The 26,154-nt window shown below is 71.4% G+C and carries 26 protein-coding genes; 10 read left to right on the top strand and 16 right to left on the bottom strand.

The window, feature by feature from the left end; all coding sequences use genetic code 11:
* Positions 1-74 precede the first annotated feature (74 nt).
* The 4 genes from FHS87_RS01490 (at position 75) to FHS87_RS01475 (ending at position 4,504) form a co-directional block, all read left to right on the top strand.
* Positions 75-512, top strand: coding sequence for a YcgN family cysteine cluster protein (locus FHS87_RS01490; protein ID WP_221299355.1), 438 nt, complete (start codon positions 75-77; stop codon positions 510-512).
* A gap of 63 nt (positions 513-575) precedes the next feature.
* Positions 576-890 (top strand): cupin domain-containing protein, encoded by a 315-nt coding sequence (locus FHS87_RS01485; protein WP_184513065.1) that lies wholly within the window; start codon positions 576-578, stop codon positions 888-890.
* Positions 891-1,028: 138 nt separating this feature from the next.
* Positions 1,029-1,748: a M48 family metallopeptidase gene (locus FHS87_RS01480; protein ID WP_184513063.1), complete on the top strand. Its 720-nt coding sequence runs from the start codon at positions 1,029-1,031 to the stop codon at positions 1,746-1,748.
* Between the two features lie 59 nt (positions 1,749-1,807).
* Positions 1,808-4,504 carry a hypothetical protein gene (locus FHS87_RS01475; protein WP_184513061.1) on the top strand — a complete coding sequence of 899 codons (2,697 nt, stop codon included), beginning with the start codon at positions 1,808-1,810 and terminating at the stop codon, positions 4,502-4,504.
* A 144-nt stretch (positions 4,505-4,648) separates the two neighbouring features.
* Here the strand turns inward: FHS87_RS01475 and FHS87_RS01470 are convergent, their stop codons facing one another.
* From FHS87_RS01470 to FHS87_RS01445, 6 genes are all read right to left on the bottom strand, one after another.
* Positions 4,649-5,608 (bottom strand): DUF1796 family putative cysteine peptidase, encoded by a 960-nt coding sequence (locus FHS87_RS01470; protein ID WP_184513059.1) that lies wholly within the window; start codon positions 5,606-5,608, stop codon positions 4,649-4,651.
* A gap of 103 nt (positions 5,609-5,711) precedes the next feature.
* Positions 5,712-6,869, bottom strand: coding sequence for a glycosyltransferase family protein (locus tag FHS87_RS01465; protein ID WP_184513057.1), 1,158 nt, complete (start codon positions 6,867-6,869; stop codon positions 5,712-5,714).
* Positions 6,870-7,073: 204 nt separating this feature from the next.
* On the bottom strand, positions 7,074-7,844 hold the full coding sequence (locus FHS87_RS01460; RefSeq protein WP_246417720.1) for an SDR family oxidoreductase: 771 nt from the start codon (positions 7,842-7,844) through the stop codon (positions 7,074-7,076).
* A gap of 16 nt (positions 7,845-7,860) precedes the next feature.
* Positions 7,861-8,832 (bottom strand): Bug family tripartite tricarboxylate transporter substrate binding protein, encoded by a 972-nt coding sequence (locus FHS87_RS01455; RefSeq protein ID WP_184513053.1) that lies wholly within the window; start codon positions 8,830-8,832, stop codon positions 7,861-7,863.
* A 125-nt stretch (positions 8,833-8,957) separates the two neighbouring features.
* Positions 8,958-9,773, bottom strand: coding sequence for an enoyl-CoA hydratase (locus FHS87_RS01450; protein ID WP_184513051.1), 816 nt, complete (start codon positions 9,771-9,773; stop codon positions 8,958-8,960).
* Positions 9,774-9,787: 14 nt separating this feature from the next.
* Positions 9,788-11,011, bottom strand: a complete 1,224-nt coding sequence (locus tag FHS87_RS01445) for a CaiB/BaiF CoA transferase family protein (RefSeq protein ID WP_184513049.1) — start codon at positions 11,009-11,011, stop codon at positions 9,788-9,790.
* A gap of 94 nt (positions 11,012-11,105) precedes the next feature.
* On the opposite strand from FHS87_RS01445, the gene FHS87_RS01440 reads away from it, so the two are divergent.
* Positions 11,106-11,783 carry a GntR family transcriptional regulator gene (locus FHS87_RS01440; protein ID WP_184513047.1) on the top strand — a complete coding sequence of 226 codons (678 nt, stop codon included), beginning with the start codon at positions 11,106-11,108 and terminating at the stop codon, positions 11,781-11,783.
* Between the two features lie 122 nt (positions 11,784-11,905).
* Positions 11,906-14,554 carry a hybrid sensor histidine kinase/response regulator gene (locus tag FHS87_RS01435; RefSeq protein ID WP_184513045.1) on the top strand — a complete coding sequence of 883 codons (2,649 nt, stop codon included), beginning with the start codon at positions 11,906-11,908 and terminating at the stop codon, positions 14,552-14,554.
* Positions 14,555-14,561: 7 nt separating this feature from the next.
* On the opposite strand, the gene FHS87_RS24120 is transcribed toward FHS87_RS01435, so the two are convergent.
* On the bottom strand, positions 14,562-14,906 hold the full coding sequence (locus FHS87_RS24120) for an Hpt domain-containing protein (RefSeq protein ID WP_184513043.1): 345 nt from the start codon (positions 14,904-14,906) through the stop codon (positions 14,562-14,564).
* Positions 14,907-15,015: 109 nt separating this feature from the next.
* Here FHS87_RS24120 and FHS87_RS01425 point away from each other — a divergent pair, with 109 nt between their 5' ends.
* A complete protein-coding gene (locus FHS87_RS01425) occupies positions 15,016-15,228 on the top strand; it encodes a hypothetical protein (protein WP_184513041.1) in 213 nt (70 codons plus the stop codon).
* A gap of 43 nt (positions 15,229-15,271) precedes the next feature.
* On the opposite strand, the gene FHS87_RS01420 is transcribed toward FHS87_RS01425, so the two are convergent.
* The 3 genes from FHS87_RS01420 to FHS87_RS01410 are packed head-to-tail and all read right to left on the bottom strand — an operon-like array spanning position 15,272 to position 18,377.
* Positions 15,272-16,444: a multidrug effflux MFS transporter gene (locus FHS87_RS01420; protein WP_184513039.1), complete on the bottom strand. Its 1,173-nt coding sequence runs from the start codon at positions 16,442-16,444 to the stop codon at positions 15,272-15,274.
* A gap of 17 nt (positions 16,445-16,461) precedes the next feature.
* On the bottom strand, positions 16,462-17,319 hold the full coding sequence (locus FHS87_RS01415; protein WP_184513036.1) for a TIGR01459 family HAD-type hydrolase: 858 nt from the start codon (positions 17,317-17,319) through the stop codon (positions 16,462-16,464).
* Positions 17,319-18,377: a quinone-dependent dihydroorotate dehydrogenase gene (locus FHS87_RS01410; protein ID WP_184513034.1), complete on the bottom strand. Its 1,059-nt coding sequence runs from the start codon at positions 18,375-18,377 to the stop codon at positions 17,319-17,321. The genes FHS87_RS01415 and FHS87_RS01410 overlap by 1 nt, the downstream gene beginning before the upstream one ends.
* 118 nt (positions 18,378-18,495) lie before the next feature.
* On the opposite strand from FHS87_RS01410, the gene FHS87_RS01405 reads away from it, so the two are divergent.
* Positions 18,496-19,332, top strand: a complete 837-nt coding sequence (locus FHS87_RS01405) for a DMT family transporter (protein WP_246417719.1) — start codon at positions 18,496-18,498, stop codon at positions 19,330-19,332.
* 84 nt (positions 19,333-19,416) lie between these two features.
* Positions 19,417-20,475 carry an alpha/beta hydrolase family protein gene (locus tag FHS87_RS01400; protein ID WP_184513032.1) on the top strand — a complete coding sequence of 353 codons (1,059 nt, stop codon included), beginning with the start codon at positions 19,417-19,419 and terminating at the stop codon, positions 20,473-20,475.
* A 9-nt stretch (positions 20,476-20,484) separates the two neighbouring features.
* Here the strand turns inward: FHS87_RS01400 and FHS87_RS01395 are convergent, their stop codons facing one another.
* Genes FHS87_RS01395 through FHS87_RS01385 form a run of 3 tightly spaced genes read right to left on the bottom strand, consistent with a single transcriptional unit; the run spans position 20,485 to position 21,772 of the window.
* Complete coding sequence (locus FHS87_RS01395) at positions 20,485-20,853, bottom strand: DUF952 domain-containing protein (protein ID WP_184513030.1); 369 nt, start codon at positions 20,851-20,853, stop codon at positions 20,485-20,487.
* Between the two features lie 49 nt (positions 20,854-20,902).
* Positions 20,903-21,409: a cell wall hydrolase gene (locus FHS87_RS01390; protein ID WP_184513027.1), complete on the bottom strand. Its 507-nt coding sequence runs from the start codon at positions 21,407-21,409 to the stop codon at positions 20,903-20,905.
* Between the two features lie 3 nt (positions 21,410-21,412).
* Positions 21,413-21,772: a hypothetical protein gene (locus FHS87_RS01385; RefSeq protein ID WP_184513025.1), complete on the bottom strand. Its 360-nt coding sequence runs from the start codon at positions 21,770-21,772 to the stop codon at positions 21,413-21,415.
* 108 nt (positions 21,773-21,880) lie between these two features.
* Between FHS87_RS01385 and FHS87_RS01380 the strand changes: the two genes are divergently transcribed.
* Complete coding sequence (locus tag FHS87_RS01380; protein ID WP_184513318.1) at positions 21,881-22,102, top strand: hypothetical protein; 222 nt, start codon at positions 21,881-21,883, stop codon at positions 22,100-22,102.
* Between the two features lie 30 nt (positions 22,103-22,132).
* On the opposite strand, the gene terL is transcribed toward FHS87_RS01380, so the two are convergent.
* The 3 genes from terL to FHS87_RS01365 are packed head-to-tail and all read right to left on the bottom strand — an operon-like array spanning position 22,133 to position 26,146.
* Positions 22,133-23,572 carry a phage terminase large subunit gene (gene terL / locus FHS87_RS01375; RefSeq protein WP_184513023.1) on the bottom strand — a complete coding sequence of 480 codons (1,440 nt, stop codon included), beginning with the start codon at positions 23,570-23,572 and terminating at the stop codon, positions 22,133-22,135.
* Positions 23,559-23,867 carry a hypothetical protein gene (locus tag FHS87_RS01370; protein WP_312861841.1) on the bottom strand — a complete coding sequence of 103 codons (309 nt, stop codon included), beginning with the start codon at positions 23,865-23,867 and terminating at the stop codon, positions 23,559-23,561. Before FHS87_RS01370 ends, terL begins: the two co-directional genes overlap by 14 nt.
* Positions 23,864-26,146: a hydrolase gene (locus tag FHS87_RS01365; protein ID WP_184513021.1), complete on the bottom strand. Its 2,283-nt coding sequence runs from the start codon at positions 26,144-26,146 to the stop codon at positions 23,864-23,866. Before FHS87_RS01365 ends, FHS87_RS01370 begins: the two co-directional genes overlap by 4 nt.
* Positions 26,147-26,154: the final 8 nt, after the last annotated feature.

The following is a 26,154-nucleotide window of genomic DNA, read 5'->3' as shown; positions in this document are numbered from 1 at the left end:
GGGTGTAAAGAGGCGCCGTGTCCAATGAGCCCAACTCCCCTGGCCCTTTCTGGAAGCGGAAGTCCCTCCAGGCCATGACGAAGGCCGAGTGGGAATCCCTCTGCGATGGCTGCGGCCGCTGCTGCCTGCACAAGATCCGCGACGAGGATACGGAGGAAATCCACTTCACCAATGTCGCCTGCCGCATGCTGGACACCGCGGGCGGCGGCTGCCGGGACTACGCAAACCGGCGCACCCATGTGCCGGACTGCGTGCAGTTGAAGGCGAAGATGCTGCCCGCGCTGGACTGGCTGCCGCCCACCTGCGCCTATCACCTCCTCGCCCACGGGCAGGATCTCCCGGACTGGCACCCCCTCGTCTCCGGGGATCCCGAGAGCGTCCACCGCGCCGGCATCTCCGTGCGGGGCCGCGCCATCTCCGAGCGCGAGGCCGGGCCGCTGGAGGACCATGTGGTCGCCTGGCCCGGCCGCTGGCCCCGGGGCCGCGCGCCGCGCGCCCGCCGCACGGGCTGACCCCCTGGACGGGCCCGACCGCCCCGGCCGATCCTGCGCGGACCCACCAGGAAGATCCGCCCCGTGTCCGAGCCGCTGCGCTGCCGCATCCCCGCCGTCGCCACCCTCCAATCCGACGACGACACCGCCCGCGTCACCCGCTGGGACTTCCCGCCCGGTGCCGAGACGGGCTGGCACCGCCATGGCTGGGCCTATCTCGTCGTGCCCGTGACGGACGGGGTGATGCTGCTGGAGGAGCCGGGCGGCGCGGTGCGGGAGGCGCGCATCGCCGCCGGCGTCTCCTACACCCGCCCGCCCGGGGTGGAGCACAACGTGGTCAATGCCGGCACGGTGCCCTTCTCCTTCGTGGAGATCGAGTTCAAGGCGCATCCGGGCTGACCGCGCGGCGGGATCCGGTGAGGGCGGCCCGTCAGGCGGTTGTAAATGCGTGCCCCCGGCATGGCGCCGGCCACGGCCTCTGCTGCCCCTCTGTCAAGCCGTTGAACCGGACCCCGCCGAGGGTCCATTCTCCGGTCCATGGAACATAACGAGACCGAGAGCGTTCCCCTCCGCGCCCACCCGCTGGCCCTGCCGACGCCGACCCCGGTGCGCTGGAACCGCTCGGCCCGGGCACGGCGGGTCTCGCTCCGGATCGACCCCCGCGCGGGGGAGGTGGTGGTGACCCTGCCGCCCCGTTCCGGCCGCCGCGCCGGCATGTCCCTGCTGACGGCCCATGCGACCTGGGTGAAGGAGCGGCTGGCGAGCCTCGCCCCTCCCGTTCCCCTCGCCGAGGGGGAGCGGGTTCCGCTGGGCGGCGTGCCGCATCCTATCCGCCACGACCCCACCGCGCGCGGCCCCGCCATCCTGTGGAACGGGGAGATCGTGGTGGCCGGGGACAAGGCCTTCCTCGCCCGCCGCGTCGGCGACTTCCTGAAGGCCGAGGCGAAGCGGCGCATCGCCGTGCTGGCCGCGGGCCACGCCGCGGCGCTCGGGGTGAAGATCCGGCGCATCTCGCTGAAGGACACGCGCTCGCGCTGGGGAAGCTGCGCGCCGGACGGCACGCTCGCCTTCTCCTGGCGGCTGGTCATGGCGCCGGACTGGGTGCTCGACTACGTCGTGGCGCATGAGGTCGCGCATCTGCGCGAGCTGAACCACTCCGACCGCTTCTGGGCCCATGTCGCGCGGCTGACGCCGCACCGGGAGGCGGCGCAGGACTGGCTGCGCCGGCACGGCCCGACGCTGCTGCGGGTAGGGTAATCTTAACGCACCGATAAGAATCGGCCGCTAGCGTCGGAAGGGATCGTGGAGACCCGACCGTGACCGGCGCCATCAGTGGCAGCCCTGCCCCACTCTATACCAGCCTGCCCAGCGGCTACGCCGCCCCGGCCTCCACCAAGGCGCCGCCCTCCTCCGCCACCGCCGATATCGTCGATATCCGCGTGCCGCTCCCGGTCGGCGGCTTCACGGCGCGGGCGGGGGACGCCTTCTCCGTGCGCGAGTTGTTCGGCTCGCCCAGCGCCGACCTCGTGCGCGTCGCCATCCGCGGCGACGGCGCGGGGCGGCTGATCCTGCGCGGCGCCGATGTCACGGGGACGACCGATTTCGAGCCGATGGACTTCAACGAGCTGCAATTCGTCGCCGGGGCGGAGGGCAGCGTGCAGGACATCGTGGCCGTGGCGCGCAAGGGGACGAAGGGCGCGGACGGCAAGTGGACCGGCATCTCGGACAGCGAGCCCGTGCAGGTCACGGCCCTCGTGACCGGCACCCGCTCGCTCGATGCGTCACATGCGCTCCGCACCGCGCCCGGGATGGGCGACGCCGATGCGGACGCGATCGACCTCGTCCAGGACGCCGCCGTCTTCGCCGCCTTCGGCAGCCGCCAGGCCCCCACCCTCACCACCGCCGGCAACATCACGCTGAAGGCCGGGGACAAGGTCGCGCTGCACGACCTCTTCAGCGCGGGGAGCAAGCCCCCGGCCGCGCTCATGCGCGTGGCCCTGCGGGATCCCGGGGACGGGACCGGCGGCAAGCTGCTGCTGAACGGCGAGGACGCGACCCACCGGATCGACTTCACCCCGGAGGAGTTCATCAACCTCCAATTCGTCGCGGGGCCGGAGGGGAGCTCGCAGGATCTGGTGGTGGTGGCGCGCGCCGGGACGAAGGGCAGCGACGGCAGTTGGACCGGCATCGTGGACAGCCCCGCCACCATCATCACCGCCGAGGCCACGGGCCTGCGCTCGGCCAATGCCGCCCCTGCCCTGCGCGGCGAGCTCGACCCGGCCGCGGCGGATGCCGGCTATCTCCGCCTGGCGCGGGACGCGGCGGTCTTCGCCCCCATGGGCAGCCGCACGGCCCCTACCCTCTCGGGCGCGGGCGACCTCACGGTGAAGGCGGGGGACAGCCTCTCCCTGCGGGACCTCTTCCCGCTCTCCGGCAAGACGGAGGCGGCGATGATGCGCGTCGCATTGCGCGACGACCCCCGCGGCCCCTCGGGCGGCCGGCTCGTCCTGAACGGGGAGGACGTGACCGCGCGCACCGACTTCACCCCGGCCGAGTTCCTCGGGCTGCAATACGTGGCGGGGCCGCAGGGCGGGGCGCAGGACATCATGGTGGTGGCGCGGGCCGGCACGGAGGTGGGGGGCAAGCTCACCGCCATCACCGACAGCCCGCCCGCCCTGCTGCGCGCCGAGGTGACGGGAACCCGCTCCCTCAACACCGCGGAGGCGCTGCGCACCCCGGTCGATCCCTCGGCGGCCGATGCGGATTTTATGCGGGTCGCCTCCCAGGCCGTGCTCTATGCCCCGCTGAAGGGGCAGACCGCGCCCGGCCTCGCCACCGTGGGGAACTTTACCGCGGCGGCGGGGGACCGCTTCGCGCTCCAAGCCCTCTTCACCTCGCCCTACAGCGCCGCGGCGGAGGCCACCTCCTATCGCGTCGCGCTGCGGCAGGAAGACACGGCATCGGGCGCGAGGCTGCTGCTGGACGGGGAGGACGTGACCCGCCGCATCGACTTCACCCCCGCCGAATACCGCTCCCTCCAGTTCGTGGCGGGGGCGGCGGGGAGCGCGCAGGACCTTGTGGTGGTGGCGCGGCGGACGGATGCCTCGGGCATGCGGATCGACAGCCCCGCCCTCCAGGTCACGGCCCGGAGCACCGGGGAGCGCTCCCTCAACGCCCTCCCCGCCCTGCGCGACGCCCCGGCGGAGGACGCCTTCGCGCGCCTGGCGCGGGACGCCTCGGTTTACGCGCCGATGGGCAGCCGCACGGCCCCGACCCTCGCCGCCGCGGGGGACTTCACGGCAGCGGCCGGCGACCTCCTCTCCCTCGCCACGCTCTTCGACACGGGAGGACAGCTCTATGACAGCGGCATGCGCTACCGCGTGGCGATGCGGGACGACCCCTCCGGCACGGCGGGCGGGCGCCTGATGCTGAACGGGGAGGAGGTGACGGGCCGCACGGAGTTCAGCGGCGCGGAATTCGCCTCCCTCCTCTTCCAGGCCGGGCCGGAGGGGAGCGCGCAGGACCTGCTGGTGGTGGCGCGGCGGACGGAGGCGGGCAGCGGCGTCGTCACCGACAGCCCGGCGACCGAGATCACCGCCCGCGCCACCGGCACGCGCTCCGTCAACGCCATGGCCGCGCTGCGCAGCGCCGGGTTGGGCGTGAGCGGCTTCGACCGGGTGGTGCAGGACGCCGCGATCTACCGCGCCTCCTCGGCCCCCGCCCTCTCCACCGCGCTTCGCCCGGCCACCTCATCCCTCTCCCCGACGGCGCTGGCGGAGGCAGTGGGTGCCTATCGCGCCACGGGCGCTGTGCCGGGCAGCGCCCGCGGGGTCGATCTTACGGATCTCATCGGCGCGGCCGTGGGCACGAAGCAGGCGAGCGGAACGGGAGCGCAGCTCCGCCCGGCCGCCGAGTTGGTGGCGCTCCTCGGCGCGGGCGCGGTGGGCGGGGTGCGGACCACGGGCCCGGACCTCACGCAGCTCACCACCATCGCCCTCAGCGCGCGGGTCTAGGATCGCCATCTGCGGCGATATCCGAATTCGACACCTACTGGACAGCAGGCAAGGTCCTGCTGTCCCGCTTACTGTTGGGCTGTTGTTAACCCCTACATACCGTTGGAAGAAGGATTTGAACGTTCCAGATCCTCTGCTGATATCTCAACTCACAGCGTCTGAGGACAGAACACGACTGTATGCGACCTGCTTGTCTTCTTTCTGCAATCCCGCCAGCCAACCATCCACGACAATACGAAGATCGTCGATAACGCTTCTCTCGAAACCCTCAGCCTCATTCTTGACCACATGCTTGTGCCACACGTACTGGGGGAGTGGATAATTCACATCCACCAAGGAAATCCCTTCCACCGAAACTGGTTCCCGCTTGGCCATGGTTATTTCTTGCCCATATTGCCACGTACAGAGGCAAACCATAATGACGGAACCTTTAGAATTCGCACGCAGCCATTCCCAAATTCGGCGAACAGCACTCCAATTTGCATGCCGGGGCTGCATGACGTGGAGCACGAAGCACTTCCTATCTTCGTGAGCCAGCAACTCACGGAAATTCCTCAGCCGTCTGTCATATACCTCACGTAGGCGTTCGAAGTTGTTTTCAGCGAACTCCCGACCGACCTCGTGGTTGAAGCCCACCTTGTAAAGAACATTGGAACAAAAATTCTTCTCCTCAAGATATGTGAGGTTCGCCGGGTCTGTGTAACCCCGGAAATCCTGTTCCAGAAGATTGGCAAGAGACGATATCTGATGCACGGAGAGATCGAAGGGCATGGATCGTTCGCCGAACTTGGCGCTGGGCTTCAAGCCCCATCGCGTCAGCACCGTTCTTGAGAAGCAATCCTCTCCGATAGACACAAAATTAACGCCCGCATATTTCAGCAGGCACTCTCGGCGGTATCGAGCCGAACTCTCCATACGATCGAAGGTGACATTCAACATGGACAACGCTTTCCGTCGCGCCTCCTCGATCGCGGCGATGTCTGCCCGGGAGTTCGAGAAGCTTTGCCCCGATGTAGCGAGCAACCAGGACGTCAGCAGCTTCTGTAGTTGCGTCTCCGCTGCCTCGACACTGAATTTATCGTTGTGAACGGCTTCCAGTTCCATCTTTCCCTCTCGACCCTCACCGGACCGAAGATATGACATATCCGCGATCTTCGTCCAAGGTTTTCCGTTCACCACCCGTAACCATCGAAAGATTGGCGAAAGGTCATAACTGTTCCGCGGCCCGCCTTTTCATGGTTGCCAAGTAGGCGGAAAAATCGAATCCAGCGATCGCATCATGGAAGGCCGTAGAACACACACTTCCGGACAAAGCCTCAAGGTTAAGCAAGCAACCCCTCCCGCCCGGCTTGGCAGGCGAATCTCTCACCGCGAGATACAGCTTTGAATAAAATAACTCAGCTCCTTTCAGTCGTCCTTCCTGAATCTTCTCCTCCAGTATTTTCTGTACGTCGGCATGCCTGTTGCACCCAGATGACAAAACCCCTCTCGTGATCAGGTGCTGAGCCAGTCGCCGCCTACGAAGTTCTGGGTTCAGCGACTTCAGATGCAGGATGAAAAATGCACCTACCGATTGATCGGTCATGAGGCCGAGCGCGTTCCTGGCCGTATTGTGCCCGAGATGTTTGACATAGAAAAGCTTATCGGACCGGACGATCGACTTGCCCGAATTCAAACCAACCCTTAATGCACCCTGCCCCACGTCAAATGATATCGGAACGCTCCAATCGATGCGCGACTCCTGTGTGCTCGACGGAGGCTCCTGGTTGAACAGCCACGTTCCGGCATGCACATCGTCCTCGCAACTTTGCAGAAAGCTCGCAATTCGTCCTGTCGATAGGCAAGCACCCTCGTACATTATCAGAAATTCATCGGCATCAAGGATGGTGGCGTACTTGCAATTCGCTTCGATAAGTCGGAAGAATTCCACATTCGAATTCGGAGAATGTATGCGGTCGTAATAATGGGGATAACTCAGTACCAGTGCCCTGCTCCTGACCCCATCGAGCATTTCAATGTACTCAGGATCTTCGGATCCACAATCCAGGATGATTATGTTGTTCTCGCCCACGATGGCGGAATGGTGCTTAAACCATTGCGGAAAGAGTTCAGGCTCGTCTTTTGCTTTGAGGACGATTTTGAGACATGTGTTCCGACCCGCCGCATATTCCAGCCCCAAGCGGCGGCCTACGTTCAGCCAATCCAGATAAGCGTTTTCCGGAGAGTCGAACGTCTTCCCTCTCGCAAGTTGGTAATGTGCAACATCGAAGTCGGGCGTACGATGCTCGACAGCGGCGGCGCAGTTACTCCATGTTCGCTCCCCTTCATTTTCCAGCATGAAGAAGTAAGGATCGAACCGTTCCAATGCCCGCCCCCAAAAACTTGATACATACAGCAGAAGGGGATTACCAACAATCCTATCGATTCTGACACGATCAAGGCCGCAGGTACTCGTCCCTCGTGCTACGGACCGCCTAGCGGCCGGCCCTTCACAGGGTTAGGGAACTGGCTCGGCACTGTTGAACGCTATCGTTCCAGCCCTGCCCAGAACTCTAACGAGAGACCGCTGCTAGACCCCGCGTTGCAGCCCCCCGTCCACGGCCACGGCCTGCCCCGTGACATAGGCGGCGACGGGCGAGGCGAGAAAGGCGACCATCGCCGCCACCTCTTCCGCACTCCCGAGCCGGCCCATCGGGATGTCCGCGGCCACGCGGGCCAGCACATCGGCCTCCGCGATTCCCTCGTCCCGCGCCATGGCCGCGGCACGGTCGCGCCAGAGGGGCGTGAGGGCCCGGCCGGGCAGAACGCTGTTCACCCCGATCCCGTCCGGCGCCCATTCCAGCGAGAGCGTCTTGGCCAGGGCGAGCACCCCGGCCTTGTGGACGTTGGAGACGACCTGATGCGACGTCGGCTGCCGCGCCGAGACGGCGCCGAGCAGCACCACCCGCGCATCCCCCGCCCGGCGCAGCGCGGGCAGCAGCGCGCGGGCGGCGCGCACGGTGCCGAGGATGTTGAACTCATAATTCTCCAGCCAGGCCCCGTCGGTCAGGTTCTCGAAGGCGCTGCGCCGGCTGCCACCGGCCGCGAGGACGAGGGCGTGCAGCGGCGCCTCCCCCAGCCGGGAGACGAGGGCGGCGAGGGAGGCGGGGTCGGACTGGTCGCAGACGGTCGTGTCCGGCGCCGCGCCCGTCTCCCCGCGAAGGGTCTCCGCCGCCTCCTCCAGCCGCGCCGCGTCGCGGGCGGCGATGGTCACCGCCGCGCCCTCCCGCAGCAGCAGCGCCGCCGTGGAGAGCCCGATCCCGGAGGAGCCGCCGATCACCAGGGCGCGGCGGCCCCGCATGCCGAGATCCATCCGCCTACTCCACCTTCGCCCCGGAGGAGCGGACGATGGGCGCCCACTTCGCCGTCTCCTCCCGGATGAAGCGGGCGAGTTCCTCGGGCGAGGAGGGCAGAGGCTCCACCCCCTGCCCTTCCAGCGAGGCGGAGATGGTGGGGTCCGCCAGCGCCTCCCGCATGACGGCGTTCATGCGCGCCACGATCTCCAGCGGCAGGCCCTTCGGCCCGACCAGGGCGTACCAGTTCTGCACCTCGTAACCCGGCAGGGTCTCGGCCACGGCGGGCGTGTCGGGCATGCTGCGGACGCGCCTGAGGGTGGGCACGGCCAGCAGGCGGAGGCGGCCCGACTGCACCTGCGGCATCGCCGTGGGCGCGGTGGAGAAGGCGTAGTCGATCTTCCCGCCGATGAGGTCCGTCATCAGCGGCCCGCCGCCGCGATAGGGGACGTGGACGGTCTTCACCCCCGCCATCCCGTCCAGCAGCGCGCCCGCCAGGTGCCCGGCCCCGCCGACGCCGGAGGAGCCGTAGGTGATCGTCTCCGGCGACTTCTTCGCCGCCGCGATCAGCTCCGCCACGCTCCGCCAGGGGCGGTCCGCCGGCACGACCAGCACGTTCAGCACGTTGCCCGACATGGCCACGGGGGTGAGGTCGGCCTGCGGGTCGAAGGGCAGGCTGGCATAGAGGCTGGGATTGATGGCGAGGGCGCCGATCGTGCCCATCAGGAAGGTGCTGCCGTCGGGTGGGGAGCGCACCACGATCTCGGTCGCGAGGTTCCCGCCCGCGCCGGGCCGGTTGTCGATCACCACGGGCTGGCCGAGCAGGGCGGTCAGCTTCGGCTGCATCACCCGCGTGCTGATATCGGTGGCGCCGCCGGCCGCGAAGCCGACGACGATGCGGATGGGCTTGTTCGGCCAGGGATCCTGGGCGATCGCCGGGATGGGGAGCGCACAGGCGCCCAGCCCGGCGCCCAGCAGGGCGCGGCGGTGCATCATCGGACCTTCCTCTCTTGCGGCACCTCCCGGGCCCGTCTGTCGCGGGTCTCTCGGGAGGGCCGGTTCAACGCGGTATCGGCGGCCTGCAGGCCGGGGCGGGCCAGCGCCCTGCTGCCCGGCGCGGGCTAGCGCCCGCGGAACTGCGGCGGACGCTTCTCCATGAAGGCGCGGCGGCCCTCAATGTAGTCCTCGCTGCCGAAGCACTGCAGCACGAGGCGGTTGCACAGCGCCTCGTCCGGCTGCGCCTTCAGCGCCTCGGCCACGATGGTCTTCACCGAGCCGACGGTGAGCGGCGCGTTGCCGGCGATGGTGGTGGCGTAGTCCTGCACCGTGGCGTCCAGCGCGTCATCCGCCACCACGCGGTTCACCAGCCCCATGATGCGCGCGTCCTCGGCCGAGAAGCGCTTGGCCGTGAAGAACATCTCCTTCGCGAAGGAGGGGCCGACGAGGTGGACGAGCCGGCGGATGCCCGCCAGCGGGTAGCCCAGGCCGAGCTTCGCCGCGGGGATGCCGAAGGAGGACTTCTCCGTGCAGAGCCGCAGGTCGCAGCACACGGCGAGCGCCGAGCCGCCGCCGATGCAGTGGCCGCGGATGGCGGCGATGGTCGGCTTGGGGAAGTCGGACAGCGCCTCGTACACCTTGGCGGTCTGCGCCTGGTAGGCGTCCACCGCCTCCTTCGAGCCGCGCTCGCTCTCGAACTTCGAGATATCGGCGCCCGAGACGAAGGCCTTGCCGCCCGCGCCGGTGACGACGACGACGCGCACCTCCGGATCGGCCCTGAAATCCTCCAGGATGCGCTCCGCCGCGATCCACATCTCCATGGAGACGGCGTTGTGGCGCTCGGGGTTGTTGAAGATCATCCAGCCGACGCCGCCCTCCTTGCGGGAGAGCATCTTGTCGGTGCCGAGGTCCGGGTTCGGCGGGGGAAGCGCGTCGGGCATAATTCTGCTGTGTCCTAGATCACCTGGCGGGACTTGAAGCCCGCGATCTCGTCCTCGGAATAGCCGGCCTCGCGCAGCACCTCCTCCGAGTGCTCGCCGATGGCGGGCGGGTGGCTGGCGATGCGGCTGGGGGTGCGGGACAGCGTGATGGGCTGCGCGACATAGGTCTGCGCCTTCCCGCCATCGTCGAACTCGGCGGCGATGCCGAGATGCTTCACCTGCGGGTCCGCGAACATCTGGTCGATCGAGTAGATCGGCCCGGCGGGCACGCCCGCCTCGTTCAGCGCCGTGACCCACTCCTCGCTCGTGCGCTCGGCGATCTTCGCGTCGATCGCCGCGTTCAGCGCGTCGCGGTTGTCGGAGCGGGAGGCGGCGTCCTTGAAGCGCGGGTCCTCCAGCCATTCAGGCGCGCCGGCGGCGATGGCGAAGCGCTTCCAGATGGCGTTGCCGGTGGCGGCAATGTTGATGTGCCCGTCCCGCGTCTTGAACACGCCGGTCGGGATAGAGGTCGGGTGGTTGTTGCCCGCCTGCTTCGGCACCTCGCCGGCCTGGAGCCAGCGCGCGGCCTGGAAGTCGAGCATGAAGGCCTGGGCCTGGAGCAGCGAGGTCTGCACCCACTGCCCCTTGCCGCTCACCTCGCGCTCCAGCAGCGCGACGAGAATGCCCTGGGCCGCGAAGATACCGGCGCAGAGATCGGCGATGGGGATGCCGACGCGCACGGGGCCCTGCCCCGGCAGGCCGGTGATGGACATCAGCCCGCCCATGCCCTGCGCGATCTGGTCGAAGCCCGGGCGCCCGGCATAGGGCCCGTCCTGCCCGAAGCCGGAGATGGACGCGTAGACGAGGCGCGGGTTCACCGCCGCGAGGTCCTCGTAGCCGATGCCCAGCCGGTCCTTCACGTCGGGGCGGAAGTTCTCGACGATCACGTCCGCCTCGGCGGCGAGCTTCTTGAGGATCGCCACGCCCTCGGGCGACTTCAGGTTCAGCGTCAGGCCGCGCTTGTTGCGGTGCAGGTTCTGGAAGTCCGGGCCGCCGCGCGGGCCGCCCATCGGGTCGCCCTGGTCCAGCCCCTCCGGCATCTCGATCTTGATCACCTTCGCCCCCCAGTCCGCGAGCTGGCGCACGCAGGTCGGGCCGGAGCGGACGCGGGTGAGGTCGAGCACGGTGAAGCGGGAGAGCGCGCCGCCCGCGGCGGCATCCGCGCCGCCCTGCGGGGCTGGGGTCGGGGCATCGAGCATGGCGTGTTCCTCCTGCGGCGCAGGCTGAACCCCGCGGCCCAGCCTGTCAACAGCCTGTTGACAGCAACACCACGGCCGTGATGCCCTGCCCAGCATGGACACCCTGCCCCCACCTCTCCCCCTGTCGGAGCGCGCGCGGGCGGAGCTGGAGCGGCTGATCCTCTCCGGGGAGCTCGCGCCGGGCAGCCGGCTGAACGAGGTCGCCCTCGCCGCCCGGCTCGGCCTCTCCCGGGGGCCGCTGCGCGAGGCGCTGCGCGGGCTGGAGCGCGACGGGCTGGTGGCAGCCGGGCCGGCGGGCCAGGGGATGAGCGTGCGCCGGCTCGAGCCGGAGGAGATGGCCGAGCTCTACGACATGCGGGCCCTGCTCCAGGGCTTCATCCTCGGCCGCCTCGCGGAGCGGCAGGCGGAGGGCGCGCTGCCGGCACCCGCGCTCGGCGAGCTGCGGGACCAGGTGGCGCTGATGGGGGAGGCCGCCTCGGCGGGGGATGCGGCCGGCTACTACGCCCGGAATCTCGCCTTCCACGAGGCCCTGTACGAGCTGGCCGGGCATCGCCGGGCCGCCACGCTCTACGGCTCCCTGCTGAAGGAAAGCCATCTCGCCCGCCAGCGCTCCCTCTCCCGCCCGGAGCGGATGCGCGAGAGCAATGCCGAGCACGCGGAAATGATCGCGGCCGTGGCGGCCGGCGATGCCGCCCGCGCGCGCTCCCTGGGAGAGGCGCATGTGGCCGGCGGAGGCAAGCGCCGCTGGCTGGAATCGCTCGGGCGGGACTGAGCGGACGCATCCGGGGAGGCTCCGGCCCCGCCTTACCGGGGGCGGGCTGGCCTGCCACGGGGTCCGATGCGGCCTCGCAAAGGAGGATCGTTTTTGCGATGATGCCCGCGGCCTGACACCGCATGAACCCCTCACCCCCCTACCCACGGTCGCACCCGCCTCCCGGTCCCGCGCCCGTCTCGCACCGCCCATGGCGCCTCTTCGCGGCGACGGTGGTGATCGTCGGCGCCTGCTTCGCGGCCGTGTTCCTCATCCTGTTCGACCGGGGCGGGCGCGAGGCGGCGCATGAGGCCGAGCGGCTGACTCTCGGCGTGACGGCGACCATGGCCGACCAGCTCGCCCGCGCGATCCAGACGGTTGATTTCGTCCTGCTCGACATGGCCGAGCGCAGCAACGACACCGACCCCGCCGCCACCGCCCGCGCCCTGGCGGGGCGCATCCGGGACGTGCCGCAGCTCCGCGCCGTGCTGGTGGTGGATGCCACCGGCATGGTCACCGCCTCCACGGTCGAGGCGCTGCGCGGCGCCTCGGTGGCCGACCGGGAATGGTTCCGGGTGATGCGGATGGGCGGCCCGGCCCTGCGCCTGGGCGCGCCGGAGGCCGGGCGCTTCCTGGCGGGATCGGCGTCGATGGGGGCCCGCGCGATCGGGGCCGCCGGGATCTGGTCCATCCCCCTCGCCCGCGCGATGCGCACCCCGCGCGGCGACTTCAACGGCGCCGCGGTCGCGCTGCTGAACCCGGACTACCTCGTCTCCGTCGGGCGCCGCCATGCCGAGGCCTTCGGCGTCACCGTCCGCATCCACTCCCTCAGCGGCCTGCTGCTCGCGCGATCGGATGGGCGGGCCGAGGGGGTGGGCGAGGCGAATCCCTCGGCCTGGCTGTTCCGCGACTTCCTGCCCCGGAGCGAGAGCGGCACCTTCTCCGGCATCGACCAGGACGGGCAGGACGTCTTCGCGGCCTTCTCCACCATCCGCCAGGGACCGATGGTGATCGAGGCGGCGCGGCGGAAGGCCGTGGCCCTGGAGGGATTGGGGCGGCTCGCGGGGCTGCTGGTCGGCGGCGGCGTGGCGATCGCGGCCATCATGCTCATCGCCCTCTGGTTCATGTCCCGCCAGGCGGCCGCGCTGAAGGCGCAGGGCGACGCGCTCAGCGAGAGCGAGAGCGAGGCCCGGGCGGCCACGCGCGCGAAGGAGGAGTTCCTCGCCGCGATGAGCCACGAGATCCGCACGCCGATGAACGGCGTGATCGGCATGACGGGGCTCCTGCTCGATTCGCCGCTCGACCCGATCCAGCGGCGCTACGCCGAGACGATCCAGGGCAGCGCCGAGCACCTGCTGATGGTGCTGAACGACATCCTCGACTTCTCCAAGCTGGAGGCCGGGATGATCGACCACGAGCACATCCCCTTCGCGCTGGAGCACGAGATCTCCACCATCGTGGAGCTCTTCGCCGCCCGCGCGGCGGCGAAGGGGGTGGAGATGGTGGCCTCGCTGCCCCCCGGCCTGCCGCGGCAGGTGCTGGGCGATCCCGGGCGCTTCCGGCAGATCCTGTTCAACCTCGTCGGCAACGCCATCAAGTTCACCGAGAGCGGCTGGATCGAGGTCTCGCTCATGGCCAGCCCGCTGGAGGACGAGGAGGGCGCGCTGCGCCTCACCTGCTCCGTGGCCGATACCGGCATCGGCGTGGACCCCGCCAAGGTGCCGATGCTGTTCGACCGCTTCACCCAGGCCGACGCCTCGATCAGCCGCAAGTACGGCGGCACGGGCCTCGGCCTCGCGATCTGCCGCAAGCTGGCGGAGCGGATGGGCGGCGGGATCGAGGCCACGCCGCGCAAGGGCGGCGGCAGCGTCTTCCGCTTCTGGATCGTGGTGGGCGAGATGCCGCAGCCGCAGCCGGTCCCGCCGCCGCTCGCCGGCCGGCGCGTGCTGGTGGTGGACGACCTCCTCATCAACCGCGAGGCAATGACGCGCCAGCTCGCCGCCGCCGGGGCGAATCCCATGGCGGCCGAGAGCGGCGAGGCGGCGCTGCACCTCCTCCGCCTCGCCGCCGGGCGCGGGGTCGGCTTCCACGCGGCGGTGCTGGACGGTGCGATGCCCGGCATGGGCGGGTTGGAGCTTGCCCGCCGCATCCGGGCCGAGGCGCCGGGGCTCGGCAACCCCGCCCTCGTCCTCTGCTCCTTCGCGGCGGAGGCGCAGGGCATCCCGGTCGCGGCGCCGGGCGGGCCGGTGGATGCCGTGCTGCTCAAGCCCGTCCTGCCCGGGCGCCTGCTGGAGGCCGTGGCCGCCGCCCTCTCCCCCAGCCCGGTGCAGGCGCCGACGGCGCAGGTGGTGCAGCTCCCCCTGCCGGGCGCCCGGCAGTTCCAGCCGGAGGCGCGGATGCGGGCGCCCGCTAGGCACGTGCTGCTGGTGGAGGACAATGCGACGAACCAGCTCCTCATGCGGGCGCTGCTGGGCCGGCTGGGGGTGGAGGTGACGGTGGCGGGCAACGGGGCGGAAGCCGTCCAGCACTGCCGCGAGGAGGTCTTCGACCTCATCCTGATGGACCTGCAGATGCCCGTGATGGACGGGCTGGAGGCGACGCGCGCGATCCGGGCCGGCGGGCCGAACAGCGATTCCAGGATCGTGGGGCTGACGGCGGCGGTAGGCGCGGAGTTCGAGCGCCAGTGCCGGGAGGCCGGGATGGACGACTATCTCTCCAAGCCCGTGCAGCGGGACCAGCTCTCACGCGTCATCGGCCTCGCCCCCGCGATGAGCCCCACCCCGGCGGAGTAGCCGCCCTTCAGGCGAGGCCGTCCCCCGCTGCCAGGGCGGCCAGCTCGGACAGGGCCGCCTTCGCCTCCTCGCCGATGCCGATGATCATCCTCTGCGCCGGCGTCCGGTCGTCCGGGCGCATGGCCTGCCGCGCCATGGCCTCGAGCGACCGCGCGCCGATGGAGCCGGCGGCGCCGGCCAGCCCGTGGGCGGCGCGGCGGTATTCCTCCACATCCCCGGCGCGGGCGGCATCCACCATCTGGCGGACCAGGCGGGCGAGGTCCTGCTCGAAGGTGCGCACGATCCCCACGAACACGTCGCGGGGCAGCTCCTCGGCCAGCTGGCCGGCCACATCGGGGTCGATTGCGCTCACGCCGCGCAGGTTGCGCCCGCGCGGCCGAGGGGTCAACGCGGGGGGGGCGCTGGTGGCCGCGCCGCGGCGAGGGCATCCTGCGCGCCCCGTTCCACTAGGAGTCCACGACATGCTCCGCGCGTCCCCCCTGCCGCTCGCCGCCCTGCTGCTCCTCGCGGGCTGCGGAGGGAATCCCGGCCCGGGGGAGCGCGCCGGCCGGTCGGTGGACCGGGCGGCGGAGCGGACGGGCGGCGCCCTGGGGAATGCCGCGCGGGAGACCGGGGCCGCGCTGGACCGCGCCGGCAACTGGGTGGGGGAGCGGGTCGATCCCGGCCGCCGCTAGGAGGGCCCGACCCGGCCATCCCACGGGACGGAAACGCCCCCTCTCAGAGATGGCGCCTCGCACCCCGCAGCGCGACGAGCGAGCCGATCCCGCAGCCCGCCATGACGAGGGCGGTCGCGATCCCCGCCCCGTCCTCCAGCGCGCCGTTCAGCAGCGTCATCAGCGCACCGAACCCCATCTGCACGGCCCCCAGCAGGCCGGAGGCGGTCCCTGCCCGCTCCGGCCGCACGCTCACCGCCGCCGCCACCGCGTTCGGCAGGCTCATGCCGTTGCCGAGCGCGACGACGGCCATGGGAAGGAAGAAGCCCATCAGCGTGTGCGGGAGCAGGAGCTGCACGCCCAGCATGACGGCCGAGCCGAGGACCATGACGAGAAGCCCGGCCGAGAGCATCCGCACCAGCCCCATCCGCGCGGAGAAGCGCCCCGCCATCCAGGCCCCCGCGGCGAAGAGGACGGAGACGGCAAGGAAGGCGGTGGCGTAGCCGCGCGGCGAGTGGCCCATCGATTCCGCCACCTTCGGCGCACCGGCCATGAAGGCGAAGAACACGCCCGTGGAGGCCGCGCCCACCGCCCCGATCCAGAGAAAGGCCGGCAGGCGCAGAAGGGACATGTAGGCCAGGCCCATGCCGCGCAGCCCCGGCAGCGGCTGGGGCTCGCGCAGCGTCTCGGGCAGGCGGAGCAGGACGGCCAGCAGCAGCGGCACGCCGAAGAGAAGGCAGCCCACCATCGTGGCGCGCCAGCCGAAGCGCTCCTCGACGAGGGCGCCGGCCATGGGCGCGACCATCGGCGCCAGGGTCATCGCCATGACGACGTAGCCGATGCGGCTGGCGGCCTCCTCGCGCGGCCAGACGTCGCGGATGATGGCGCGGCCGAGCACCATGCCCGAGCAGGCACCCATGGCCTGCGCCACCCGCCCCAGGCCGAGCCAGGGCATGGAGGGGGCGAAGGCCGAAAGGGCCGAGGCGACGAGGTAGAGGCCGAGCGCGCCGACCAGCACCGGCCGCCGCCCGTAGCGGTCCGCCAGCGGCCCGTAGAGGAGCTGCCCCAGCGCGACGCCGAGGAGGTAGAGGGTGAGGGTGAGCTGCGCGACGCCGTAGGGCACGCCGAGATCCACCGCCATGCGCGGCAGGGCGGGGATGAGGATCTGCATGGTGAAGGGGCCGAGCCCCGTCATGGCCACCAGCAGCCAGAGGGCCGGGCGGCGGCCGGGCGGCATCACCGGCCCCCCACCCCTCACCAGCGGAGGGCGCGCAGGGCGGCGACCGGGGCCACGCCCTCGGCCGTGGCGCGGGCGACGAGGGTGGCGGAGTCGGCATCGCCCAGCCCCTGCTCCGCGGCGAGGCCGCCCAGGGCCCAGACGGCATCCAGCCCCGCGGCCTGGGCGCCGGCAAGGTCGGTGTGCGGGCTGTCCCCGATCGCCACCACCGCGTCCCGCGGCAGGTCGAGCAGCGCCATGACGGGATCGTAGGCGGCGGGGTCGGGCTTGCCGATCTCCAGCGTGCGCCCGCCCAGTTCGGCATAGCGCTCGGAGAGCGCGCCGGCGCAGATGATGAGGCGCCCGCCCACCACCACGAGGCGGTCGGGGTTCACGCAGAGCATGGGAAGGTCGCGCGCCAGGGCGGCGCGGAGCCCTTCCTCATAGGGCTCGACGGTGCTCACGCCCCGGTCCGGGTCCGGGCCGGTGTTGAGGAGCCAGTCCGCCCCTTCCGCCCGGTCCGTCAGCTCGATGCCGAGCCCCTCGACCACGGAGCGGTCCTCGGGCTTGCCGATATGCATCGCGCGGGGGCCGAGGGCCTGCACGAAGGGATGGGCACGGTCCCGCAGCAGGCGCCAGGTGATCTCGCCGCTCGTCATCACGGCGTCGTAGAGGGAGCGGTCGATGCCGAAGCCGGTGAGCTGGGCCTCCACGATGTGGGAGCGGCGCGGGGCGTTGGAGAGGAAGACGATTCGCGCCCCCGCCGCCTTCATCCGGGCCAGCGCGTCGGCCACGCCGGGGAAGGCCGCCTGGCCGTCATGCACCACGCCCCAGAGGTCGAGGACGAAGCCGCGATAGCGCCCCGTCAGCTCCGCAACGCCGTCCAGGATCCTCATCACGCCTCCACTCCGATCGCGTCCGAAAGGGTCTTCACGCCGTCGCGGTGGAGAAGCGCGGCGAGGTCCCGCTTGATCCGCCCGACAAGGGCCGGCCCGCCATAGGCGAAGGCCGCGTAGAGCTGCACGAGCGTGGCGCCCGCCTTGATCTTGGCATAGGCCGTCTCGCCGCTCTCCACCCCGCCCGCGCCGATGAGGGTGAGCCGCCCGCGCGAGAGCCGGTGGACCCGGCGGAGCAGCTCGGTCGAGGGCTGGAAGAGCGGCCGGCCGGAGAGGCCTCCCGCCTCGGCCCGGTGGATGGAACGAAGGGTATCGGGCCGCGCGATCGTGGTGTTGGAGACGATCAGCCCGGCGACGTCGCGATCCGCGCAGGTCCCGACGATGGCCTCCACCGCCCCTTCCGCGAGGTCGGGGGCGATCTTCACCAGCACGGGCGGGCGGCGGGGCAGCTCGGCCCGCGCGGCGAGGGTGGCGTCGAGGATGGCGGCCAGCCGCGCCTCCCCCTGGAGGTCGCGCAGCCCCGGCGTGTTGGGGGAGGAGACGTTGATGGTGACGTAGTCCGCCTGCACCGCCACGGCCGCGTAGAGGGCGGGGATGTCCCGCTCCGGCACCGCGCCCTCCTTATTGATGCCGATATTCGCGCCGAGCACGGCGGGCAGCGGGCGCGGCAGGGCGGCGAGGCGGGCGGCGAAGGCCGCGATCCCCTCGTTGTTGAAGCCGAAGCGGTTGATCACCGCCCGGTCCTCGGGGAGCCGGAACAGCCGGGGCCGGGGATTGCCGGCCTGGGGGCGCGGGGTGGCGGTGCCGGCCTCCACGAAGCCGAAGCCGAGCCGCATGAGGGGGAGCACCGCCACCGCGTTCTTGTCGAAGCCGGCGGCGAGGCCGACGGGATTGCGGAACGCCAGCCCGAGCGCGCGCACGGCCAGCACGAGATCGTCCGGCCCCTTGTCCCGCCCGGCCAGGCCGAGCCTGAGCGCGTGCAGGGAGAGGTTGTGCGCACCTTCCGGGTTCATGCCCCGGACGAGCGGCATCAGGGCGGAGGCGATGGCGGGGCGCATGGCACCCGCTTGTGCCGCAGTGCGGCGCGAAGGGCCAGGGGGAGTGCCGCGTTGACGCGGGGGTGATGGGACGGGAGAAGCACCCGCCCCTGCCTCACCCCTCGCCGGAGACGAGCCCTTGCGCGGCCCCTTGCTGATGCTCCTCGCGCTCGCGCTCTTCGCGGTGCTCGACGCCAATTCGAAGGTGCTGTCGGGGGGCTACCATGTGAGCCAGGTGCTCGCCTTCCGCTACGCCGTGCTGCTGGCGCTGCTCGGGGCGGCGCGACTGGCCGTGCCGCGCGCGGGCGGCGGGCTGGCCTCGCACCGGCCAGGGGCGCAGCTCCTGCGCTCGGCCTTCATGGTCGGCTCGGGCGCGGGCTTCTTCCTCTCCCTCCGCAGCCTGCCGCTGGCCGAGGGCTATCTCGTCTACTTCACCGCGCCCTTCATGCTGCTGGCGCTGTTCCGGGTGCTGCTGAAGGAGGCGGTTCCGGCGGCGGCCTGGGGCTGGTGCGGAGTGGGGTTCGTCGGCGTGCTGATCGCCCTCTGGCCCGGCCTCTCGGCGGGCAGTTCCTGGGCGGCCTATGGCTGGGGGCTCTTCGGCAGCTTCTGCCACGCCATGGTGCTGGTGATGAACCGCAGCCTGCGCGACGAGCCCGGCATGGCGCGGCTGATCTTCTGGAGCGCGGCCCCTGCCCTGCCCCTCCTCGCGCCCTGGGCGGCGGCGGAGTGGGTCACGCCCTCCTGGGGCGACGCGGTCGCGCTCTGCGCCAACGGCGTGCTCGCGGGCGGGGCGACGGTGGGGCTGGCGGCCGCCTTCCGGCACGCGAGCGCGGGGCGGCTGGCGCCGCTGGAGTTCACGGCGCTCGTCTTCGCCGTGATCGCGGATGTGACGGTCTGGGGGGTGTGGCCCGCGGCCCCGGTCTGGGTCGGGGCGGCGGTGGTGACCTTCGCGGGGGTGATGGCGCAGCGGCGGTGAGGCCGGATTGACCGGGCCCGCCCCGGCCTCCCCTAATCCCCGCCCGCCCGGGACCGGGCGACCAAGGATGCGGAGGAAACCAGAATGTTTATCCTGCCCCGTGCGGCCGGGCTGTTCGCCCTGCTCGCCGCCTTCGCCGCCCCCGCCAGCGCGCAACCCGCGCCCTCCGAGACCGCGCGGTCCCCCCAGGGCCCGCTCCTGATCGAGCGGCAGGGTTCCTTCTTCGTGGGCGGGCGGACGCTGCGCTCGGACACCCTCTCCACCCAGCCGGCCTATGCGCCGAGCGGCACGATCACCGTGGACCAGATCTATGTCCGCTATCAGGTGCCGGCCGGCACCGGGGGAAAGCGGCCGCTCGTCCTCGTCCATGGCTGCTGCCTGACAGGCAAGACCTGGGAGACGACGCCGGACGGGCGCATGGGCTGGGACGAAGCCTTCCTCCGCCAGGGCTACCCGACCTATGTGATCGACCAGGCCTGGCGCGGCCGCTCAGCGGCGCATCCGACCACCATCAATGCCGTGAGGACCGGGCAGGCCGCGGCCGACACGCTGCCCACGGTCTTCGCCGCCGGGCAGGAGGACGCCTGGGCAATCTTCCGCTTCGGCCGGCGCCATCCCGAGGTGTTCCCCGGCCTGCTCTTCCCGCTGGAGGCGCAGGAGGAGTTCTGGAAGCAGATGGTGCCGGACTGGAACTTCGCCGTGCCCACGCCGAACCCGACGGTGGTGGGGCTCTCCGCCCTCGCCAAGAGGCTGGAAGGGGCGGTGCTCGTCAGCCACTCGCAATCCGGCATCTATCCCTTCCAGACGGCGACGATGAGCCGGGAGGGGGTCGCGGGGATCGTCTCGATCGAGCCCGGGGCCTGCCCGGCGGCGGATAGCGACATGGAGCCCTACAAGGGCCTGCCCATCCTCGTGCTCTGGGGGGATTTCGTGGAGGAATCCACGCGCTGGTCCCCGCGCCTGCGCGCCTGCCGCGACTTCGCGCGCGCGGCCAATGCGGCGGGCGGCAAGGTGGAGGTCGCGGTGCTGCCGGAGATGGGAATCCGGGGCAACTCCCACATGCTGATGCATGACCGCAATTCGCTGGAGATCGCGGACTGGCTCGGGGGCTGGATCGGCCGGAACGTCGGGGAGCGGCGCTGAGCGTCGCCCTCAGGGCACCCAGTCGGGGAAGCGGTGCAGCCCGTCCGCGCCGAGCGGCAGGAAGACGGCGCCGCGCACGGCGGAGAGGGGCAGCGGCGCGTAGAGATGGGGAAAGAGGCCGGGGCGCTTGCCACCGGCCGCCGGTTCCCAGCGCAGCGCCGCCCCGAGCGCCGCACTCTCGGCGCTGACGAGCCAGAGATCGGGCTCGCCCGCGCGGTGCTTCGCGGCGCTGGCGCGGAGCTGGGCGGCGGTGGAGAAGTGCAGGAAGCCGTCCCGCCGATCATCTGCGCTGCCGTGATAGGCGCCGGCGTGCTGGGCCGCGCGCCAGTCCTCGCCGCGCATGAGGGTGTGGATCAGGGGTTCCGGGGCGTCGGCCATGGAGGGGGTGCATAGCGCGGGCGGCGCCCCGCGCCAGCCCCCTCCCCGCTCAGGCGGCGACGAGGGCGGGCGCGGCGGGGCTGGCCGGGCGCTCGCCCACCTCCAGCCGGTAGAAGACGAGGCCGCCAATCTCGGCCGAGGCCTCCCGCGCCACGGCCCAGGCGGGAAGGGTATCGGCCGGGTGCCAGTGGGTGGCGCTCCCCGTCGGGTCCGCCAGCGCGCCGGAGAGGGCGCGCGCCGCGACGCGGCGGCAGACGGCCAGCGCGCCGTCGCCCGGCGGCGGGGAGAGGATCAGCCCGTGCGCGGGGTGGCGCGGGTTGCGGCTGGGGAAGAGGAAGGGGTCGCGGAAGGCGGCGAGCAGTTCCCGCGTGCCCGGCTCGGGCAGGCGGGCATGGCCGCCGCGGGCGAAGGGGGCGGCGCCGGGGATGCGCTCCGGGCGCGGCATCAGGGCGCGGGCGCGGTTCATGGCAAGGGCCGCGAGCGCCTCGATGGCGCGCACGGGGCGGGTTCCGGCCTCGGCGAGGAGGGTGCGGGAGAGGGCTTCCGCGATGTCCATGGTTCAGCGATCCTCGGCCAGCACGCGAACCTGCGCGGCGGTGCTGTGGGCGGCACGGGTGGCCTCATCGAGCTTCTGCTCGATGCGGATGAGATGGGTGGTTAGGCGGTTGTCCACGTCCCGGATGAGGGAGAGCGGGACGTAGGTCCGCGCCACCTCCATCTTGAAGGCGGAAAGGTCCTCCCGCGTGCGCTCCAGCGCCGCCTCGTGCTGAGAGAGGTCGGGCGGCACCGGCGGGGGGGCGCCCTCGGGCGCCTGGGCGATGCTGCGGCGGATCGAGTGGAGCAGCCAGGCGAGGATCGCCATCAACGGCGTCTCCACCGCAGCGGCGATCCACTGCGGCTCGGGGGGAAAGGACGGCATGGCTCCTCCTTCGGGGGATCGGGCCAGGGAAGGTTGATCGGAAGGGTTGATCGGGGGGCGCGCCGCCCCGACTTGCCGGGGCACCGCAGGGGGTGCTTTGTGAAGTCGATGTGGAACGAGCCCTATCTCGAGACCTGCTGCCGGGCGGCGCTGCACCGGCTGTTCCTGACGCATGGCGGAATCCGCCCGGCGGGGCTGCCGGACGAGCCCTGCCTGCGGCGGCTCTGCACGATGGGCTTCGCGGAGGAGGTCACGCCCGGGCGCTTCGCCATGACGGAGACGGGAGCGAAGCGGCACGGCAGCGAGGTGCTGAAGAAGGCGGCCGCCTGAACCCGATGGCGCCGCCCCGGGGCGCGGCCGTCACCCCCGCCAGGACGCCCCGCGCGGCGCCGGCGGCAGCGACGGCAGCCGCACCGGCTCCGCCAGAAGACAGCCCGCCACCGCGTCGAGCGCGTCGTCGCGCGCGCCGTTCGCGCCGGGCTTCCACTCCGCCATCTCCTGCGGGAAGGCGGTGCGGAACACGGCCTCATGCGCGTGCAGCCGGCGCGCGGCCATCACGGGGTCCAGCGCGCCGAGGATGCGGTCCGCCTTCGCCTTGTGGCTGTGGTGCTCCACCACCGTGCAGGCGGCGCCGGCGCGCGACATCTCCCGCCGCAGGAGCGGGGGAAGGAACTTCCCGATGCCGTTCGTCTCCACCCGCACCACGGGGAGCAGAAGCTCCTTCGCGATGGTGGCGACGCGGCGGCACTGCTGCGTGGCGGGATCGGGCTGCGCGTCCGGGTTCTGGGTGATGTAGGCCAGGCGGTGCAGGTAATGGTTCCCCTCGCCGTCCGAGAAGGTGGCGGCGAGCACGCTGGAATCCCCCTGCCCCGCGCGTCCGTAGGCCGGGTCCCAGAAGCCGCCGCCGGAGACGAGGCGGCGCCCGAGAAGCGAGAGGATCGGTCGCCCGTTCGCCTCGCGGTAGTCACACTCCTCGCCGTAGCGCACGAGCAGCGCGGGATCGAGCCGCGCGGCGCCGGAGGAGGCGCATTCGAGCATCATCTGCCGCCGGAACTGCAGCGGCCCCACACGGTCGCGCAGTGACTGGATGCCCTCTCGCGGGAAGCGCTCGGGCCAGGCGCTGCGTCCCGCCGCGTCGAGCAGCGGCACGCGCAGGCGGCGATAGGTGGAGAGATAGGCGCCCTCCGTCTCCGGCGGGGCGTAGAGGCTCTCCGCGCAGTGCGGCGTGCCGACAAAGAGGATGGTGCCGCCGGGCGTCAGGATGAACTCGCATTCGGAGAGCCGCTCGCGCAGCTCCTCGCGCTTGCCCGGCGTGTCGCAGTTGCCGGCCACCTCGACGTCGTCGCAGATGATGAGCTCGGCGCGGGCGCCAGTGACGTTGCCGCCGATGCCCTGGGCGAGCATCGAGGGCTCGCGGATCGCGCCGCGCCGCTTCACGGTGAAGCGGTCGGAGGCCCAGGACTCGTCGCCGCCGAGAAGGTGGCGGCAGAGCGGGTGGCGCTCGATGATCCGCCGCACCGTCGCGACCATCCGCGCGGCGAGGCTGTGATCCGCCGCGAGCACGAGCACGCGCAGCTCCGGCTGCACGGAGAGGCGCCAGGCGCACCACAGCCCGATCAGCGTGGACTTGCCGCAGCCGCGGAAGGCCATCAGCAGCAGGCGGCGGTCGTCGGCCGCATGGCGCGCCATGAGCCAGCGCGCGATGCGGCGGTGCACGCCGGGGGTGGAGATCCCGGCACGCAGGTTCCAGGCATAGAGGAATTCCAGGAAGTCGGGCCCTGGCGCCTCAGGCGATATCATCCTCCGCGTTCTCCTCGACCTCTCGGTCTTCCTGCTCCGCCAGACGGATGGAGCGGCGGGCCTCGGCGAGCAGGGCGCCCGTCTCGGCCGCCGCCTCGCCCTCGGCCCCGCCGCGGTTGAGCTTCATCAGGTGCTCGATATGCGCGAGCGCGGCCCGCGCCGCCGCGTGGTGCGCGGTGAAGGCCTTCGGGTCCTCATGCGTGCCCGGAGCCGGGCCGCGCGAGACGAAGGCCTCGTAGTCCTCCGCCACCTTGCGGACGGCGCGGCGCAGCTCCTCCGGCGTGAGCGGGATCACGATTTCACTGCCCGCACGCGCACCGTGCCCGGGTTGAGGTCGATCGCCGCCCCGCTGCGGTTCCAGGCGGTGACGGTGACCACGTCCTGCGCCCCGACCTGGGCGAGGAACACGACGCCCGAGGTGGAGAGGCTGAAGGAGGCCTGCACGAAGTCGCCGGGGCGCGCGCCCGCGCAGGGCACGTTCACCTGCGCCGAGCCGCCGGCCGCGATGGAGGGCGGATCCCAGGCCAGCTCCGCCTTCACCTCCCGCACGCCGTGCGGCAGCTCGGGCGTGCCGTAGAGCAGGGTCGGGCTCCGCGAGGGATCGCAGGCCAGGCGCATGCTCCGCACTTCGTAATCCGTGCCGACGCGGGCGACGCCGATGATCGCGCTCTGCACCTGGGGCGCGAGGCGGACCACCTGCAGCCGGGTGAGGCTGGCATCGTTGCTGTCGGCATTGCCCTGCCACCAGCGCGGGCCGGCGACATAGGTGAGCGACATACCGGAGGCGCGCACCATCTCCCCGTCCGCCTCGGTGAGGAGCACGTTCCCCGCACCGAAGCACTGGATGACCATGCGGGGGTTGTCCGCGTCCACCGCCAGGGCGAACTCCTTGCAATCCCGCGTGTCCACCACGAAGCCAAGCCCGCGGCCGCCGGGCAGGATCACGCCCCGGTCCGTCAGCGCGTAGCCGTCGAGTGCCTGGAAGGTGAACTGAGGCAGGGTGGTCGGCGTGCCGCTGACATTGGTGGAGAGGCAAGCCAGCTTCTCGAAGCCGGTCTCCGATGCGTTCCACCGGATCGCCGCGGCACGCAGGTTCGGCACCTCGCCGACCGCGCGCGTGGATTCACGGTGACCGGCCGCCTGGTGCAGGGCGCGCACGACGGAACCGACGCGCGTCGCCGAAGCGGTGTAGTCGATGTCCACACCGTAGGCCTGGCTGGCCCAGGCCACCTCGTAGAAGTGATCCTGCGCGCCGGCCGTGTGGCGGGCGACATAGGGATCGCAGCCCTCCATCCGGATGTTGCGCGCGACCACGCCTCGCGAGTTCACCTGGATGAGGAACGGGATGCCGTCGATGGGGCGGTCCCGAGACTGCAGCTCGAAAGCCGGGCCGTCGAAGACGTGCCGGTTGTGCGCCACATAGGCGCCCGGCGCGGCCGAGAGGCGGATGCCGTAGCGGTCCTTCTCCGGCCAGGTCGCGAACGAGTGCGCGAAGTGCCCGCCGTAGTAGCGCACGGAGGTGTTCCAGGCAGCGGCACTGGCCGTGCGGACATCCAGCCCGTAGCGGTTGTCCACCAGGCGGCCGAGATAGAGCACCGTGTCCTCGAAGCCGCGCTCCACGCCCAGCGTCTGCACGCCGATGGTGAAGCCTTCCACCTGGCGCACGTCGATCAGGCCGGAGTCCTGGTTGCGGATCAGGATACCGATGTCGCGCTCGTCCTCCCAGGAGGAGATGCCCGCTCGCAGCACGCGCAGGCCCTGGTAGATGCGGGCCCTGTTGCGGATCGCCGCACCGTCGCCGAGGGTCAGCGCCGCCTCACCGCCCGCGCCCGCATAGAGGATGGCACCGCGCATGCTCAGCCCCGCCGCGGCACCCGGCAGCACGAGCGGGATGGTGGTGCGATAGGTTCCCTCCCCGATGTCGAGGAACTTCCCGGATGCCGCCGCCGCGTTCATCGCGGCCTGCAGGGCGGGTCCGTCATCGGTCGTACCATTGCCCATGGCGCCGAAGTCGCGCGCGGAGAGACGCTCGGACAACTTGTCCTCCACCGTTCGGGGGATCGCGCCGGGGAAAGGGGCGGAGAGAGTCGCCTCGCCGCGCGAGAAGGTGGCGATGTCGCCCAGGCTGTCGAAGCCGAGAAGCCGGTTGGCGCGCGCCGCGCGCATCGGCAGCACGAACTTCCCCCCTACCTCGCCGGGTCCCTGGCGCAGCGCGCCGGCCGTATCCTCGCGCAACTCCTGGAGCGCGGCCATCTGCCGGTCCAGCTCGTCGTTCAAGGTATTGGCGCGCAGCACGCCATTAGGCTGGTAGTCGGTCACGCGCTCCATGACGAGGCGGCGGCGCAGCACCACCTTGGCGCCCGCGGCCAGCGGAACGGCGAAGGTGATGGTTCCGCCCTCCGACTTCCCGGCACCCGAGACGGCGAAGCCGCTCGCGATCCGGAGTCCGTCGACATGCACCTCGATGTCGTCAGCCCCGAAGATGGGAAAAGGATAAACGAAGACGGTCTGCGCGCCGTCAGCCACGTAATGCACGCGCGGCGCGACGTCGCCGATGCGGATGTGCTCGGCCATGTATGATC

The sequence above is a fragment of the Muricoccus pecuniae genome, from assembly GCF_014199205.1.
Taxonomy (GTDB): Bacteria; Pseudomonadota; Alphaproteobacteria; order Acetobacterales; family Acetobacteraceae; genus Roseomonas; species Roseomonas pecuniae.
This window is presented reverse-complemented; position numbering and strand designations above follow the sequence as displayed.

What these genes read in the sequence shown, in the direction of transcription:
- FHS87_RS01410 (WP_184513034.1), bottom strand. Translation starts at nt 18,377, where the DNA reads ATGCGCCCCGCCATCGCCTCCGCCCTGATGCCGCTCGTCCGGGGCATG.
- FHS87_RS01440 (WP_184513047.1), top strand. Translation starts at nt 11,106, where the DNA reads ATGGACACCCTGCCCCCACCTCTCCCCCTGTCGGAGCGCGCGCGGGCG.
- FHS87_RS01445 (WP_184513049.1), bottom strand. Translation starts at nt 11,011, where the DNA reads ATGCTCGATGCCCCGACCCCAGCCCCGCAGGGCGGCGCGGATGCCGCC.
- FHS87_RS01425 (WP_184513041.1), top strand. Translation starts at nt 15,016, where the DNA reads ATGCTCCGCGCGTCCCCCCTGCCGCTCGCCGCCCTGCTGCTCCTCGCG.
- FHS87_RS01435 (WP_184513045.1), top strand. Translation starts at nt 11,906, where the DNA reads ATGAACCCCTCACCCCCCTACCCACGGTCGCACCCGCCTCCCGGTCCC.
- FHS87_RS01390 (WP_184513027.1), bottom strand. Translation starts at nt 21,409, where the DNA reads ATGGACATCGCGGAAGCCCTCTCCCGCACCCTCCTCGCCGAGGCCGGA.
- FHS87_RS01470 (WP_184513059.1), bottom strand. Translation starts at nt 5,608, where the DNA reads ATGGAACTGGAAGCCGTTCACAACGATAAATTCAGTGTCGAGGCAGCG.
- FHS87_RS01490 (WP_221299355.1), top strand. Translation starts at nt 75, where the DNA reads ATGACGAAGGCCGAGTGGGAATCCCTCTGCGATGGCTGCGGCCGCTGC.
- FHS87_RS01480 (WP_184513063.1), top strand. Translation starts at nt 1,029, where the DNA reads ATGGAACATAACGAGACCGAGAGCGTTCCCCTCCGCGCCCACCCGCTG.
- FHS87_RS01450 (WP_184513051.1), bottom strand. Translation starts at nt 9,773, where the DNA reads ATGCCCGACGCGCTTCCCCCGCCGAACCCGGACCTCGGCACCGACAAG.
- terL (WP_184513023.1), bottom strand. Translation starts at nt 23,572, where the DNA reads ATGATATCGCCTGAGGCGCCAGGGCCCGACTTCCTGGAATTCCTCTAT.
- FHS87_RS01400 (WP_184513032.1), top strand. Translation starts at nt 19,417, where the DNA reads ATGTTTATCCTGCCCCGTGCGGCCGGGCTGTTCGCCCTGCTCGCCGCC.
- FHS87_RS01455 (WP_184513053.1), bottom strand. Translation starts at nt 8,832, where the DNA reads ATGATGCACCGCCGCGCCCTGCTGGGCGCCGGGCTGGGCGCCTGTGCG.
- FHS87_RS01460 (WP_246417720.1), bottom strand. Translation starts at nt 7,844, where the DNA reads ATGCGGGGCCGCCGCGCCCTGGTGATCGGCGGCTCCTCCGGGATCGGG.
- FHS87_RS01420 (WP_184513039.1), bottom strand. Translation starts at nt 16,444, where the DNA reads ATGCCGCCCGGCCGCCGCCCGGCCCTCTGGCTGCTGGTGGCCATGACG.
- FHS87_RS01415 (WP_184513036.1), bottom strand. Translation starts at nt 17,319, where the DNA reads ATGAGGATCCTGGACGGCGTTGCGGAGCTGACGGGGCGCTATCGCGGC.
- FHS87_RS01395 (WP_184513030.1), bottom strand. Translation starts at nt 20,853, where the DNA reads ATGGCCGACGCCCCGGAACCCCTGATCCACACCCTCATGCGCGGCGAG.
- FHS87_RS01385 (WP_184513025.1), bottom strand. Translation starts at nt 21,772, where the DNA reads ATGCCGTCCTTTCCCCCCGAGCCGCAGTGGATCGCCGCTGCGGTGGAG.
- FHS87_RS01380 (WP_184513318.1), top strand. Translation starts at nt 21,881, where the DNA reads ATGTGGAACGAGCCCTATCTCGAGACCTGCTGCCGGGCGGCGCTGCAC.
- FHS87_RS01365 (WP_184513021.1), bottom strand. Translation starts at nt 26,146, where the DNA reads ATGGCCGAGCACATCCGCATCGGCGACGTCGCGCCGCGCGTGCATTAC.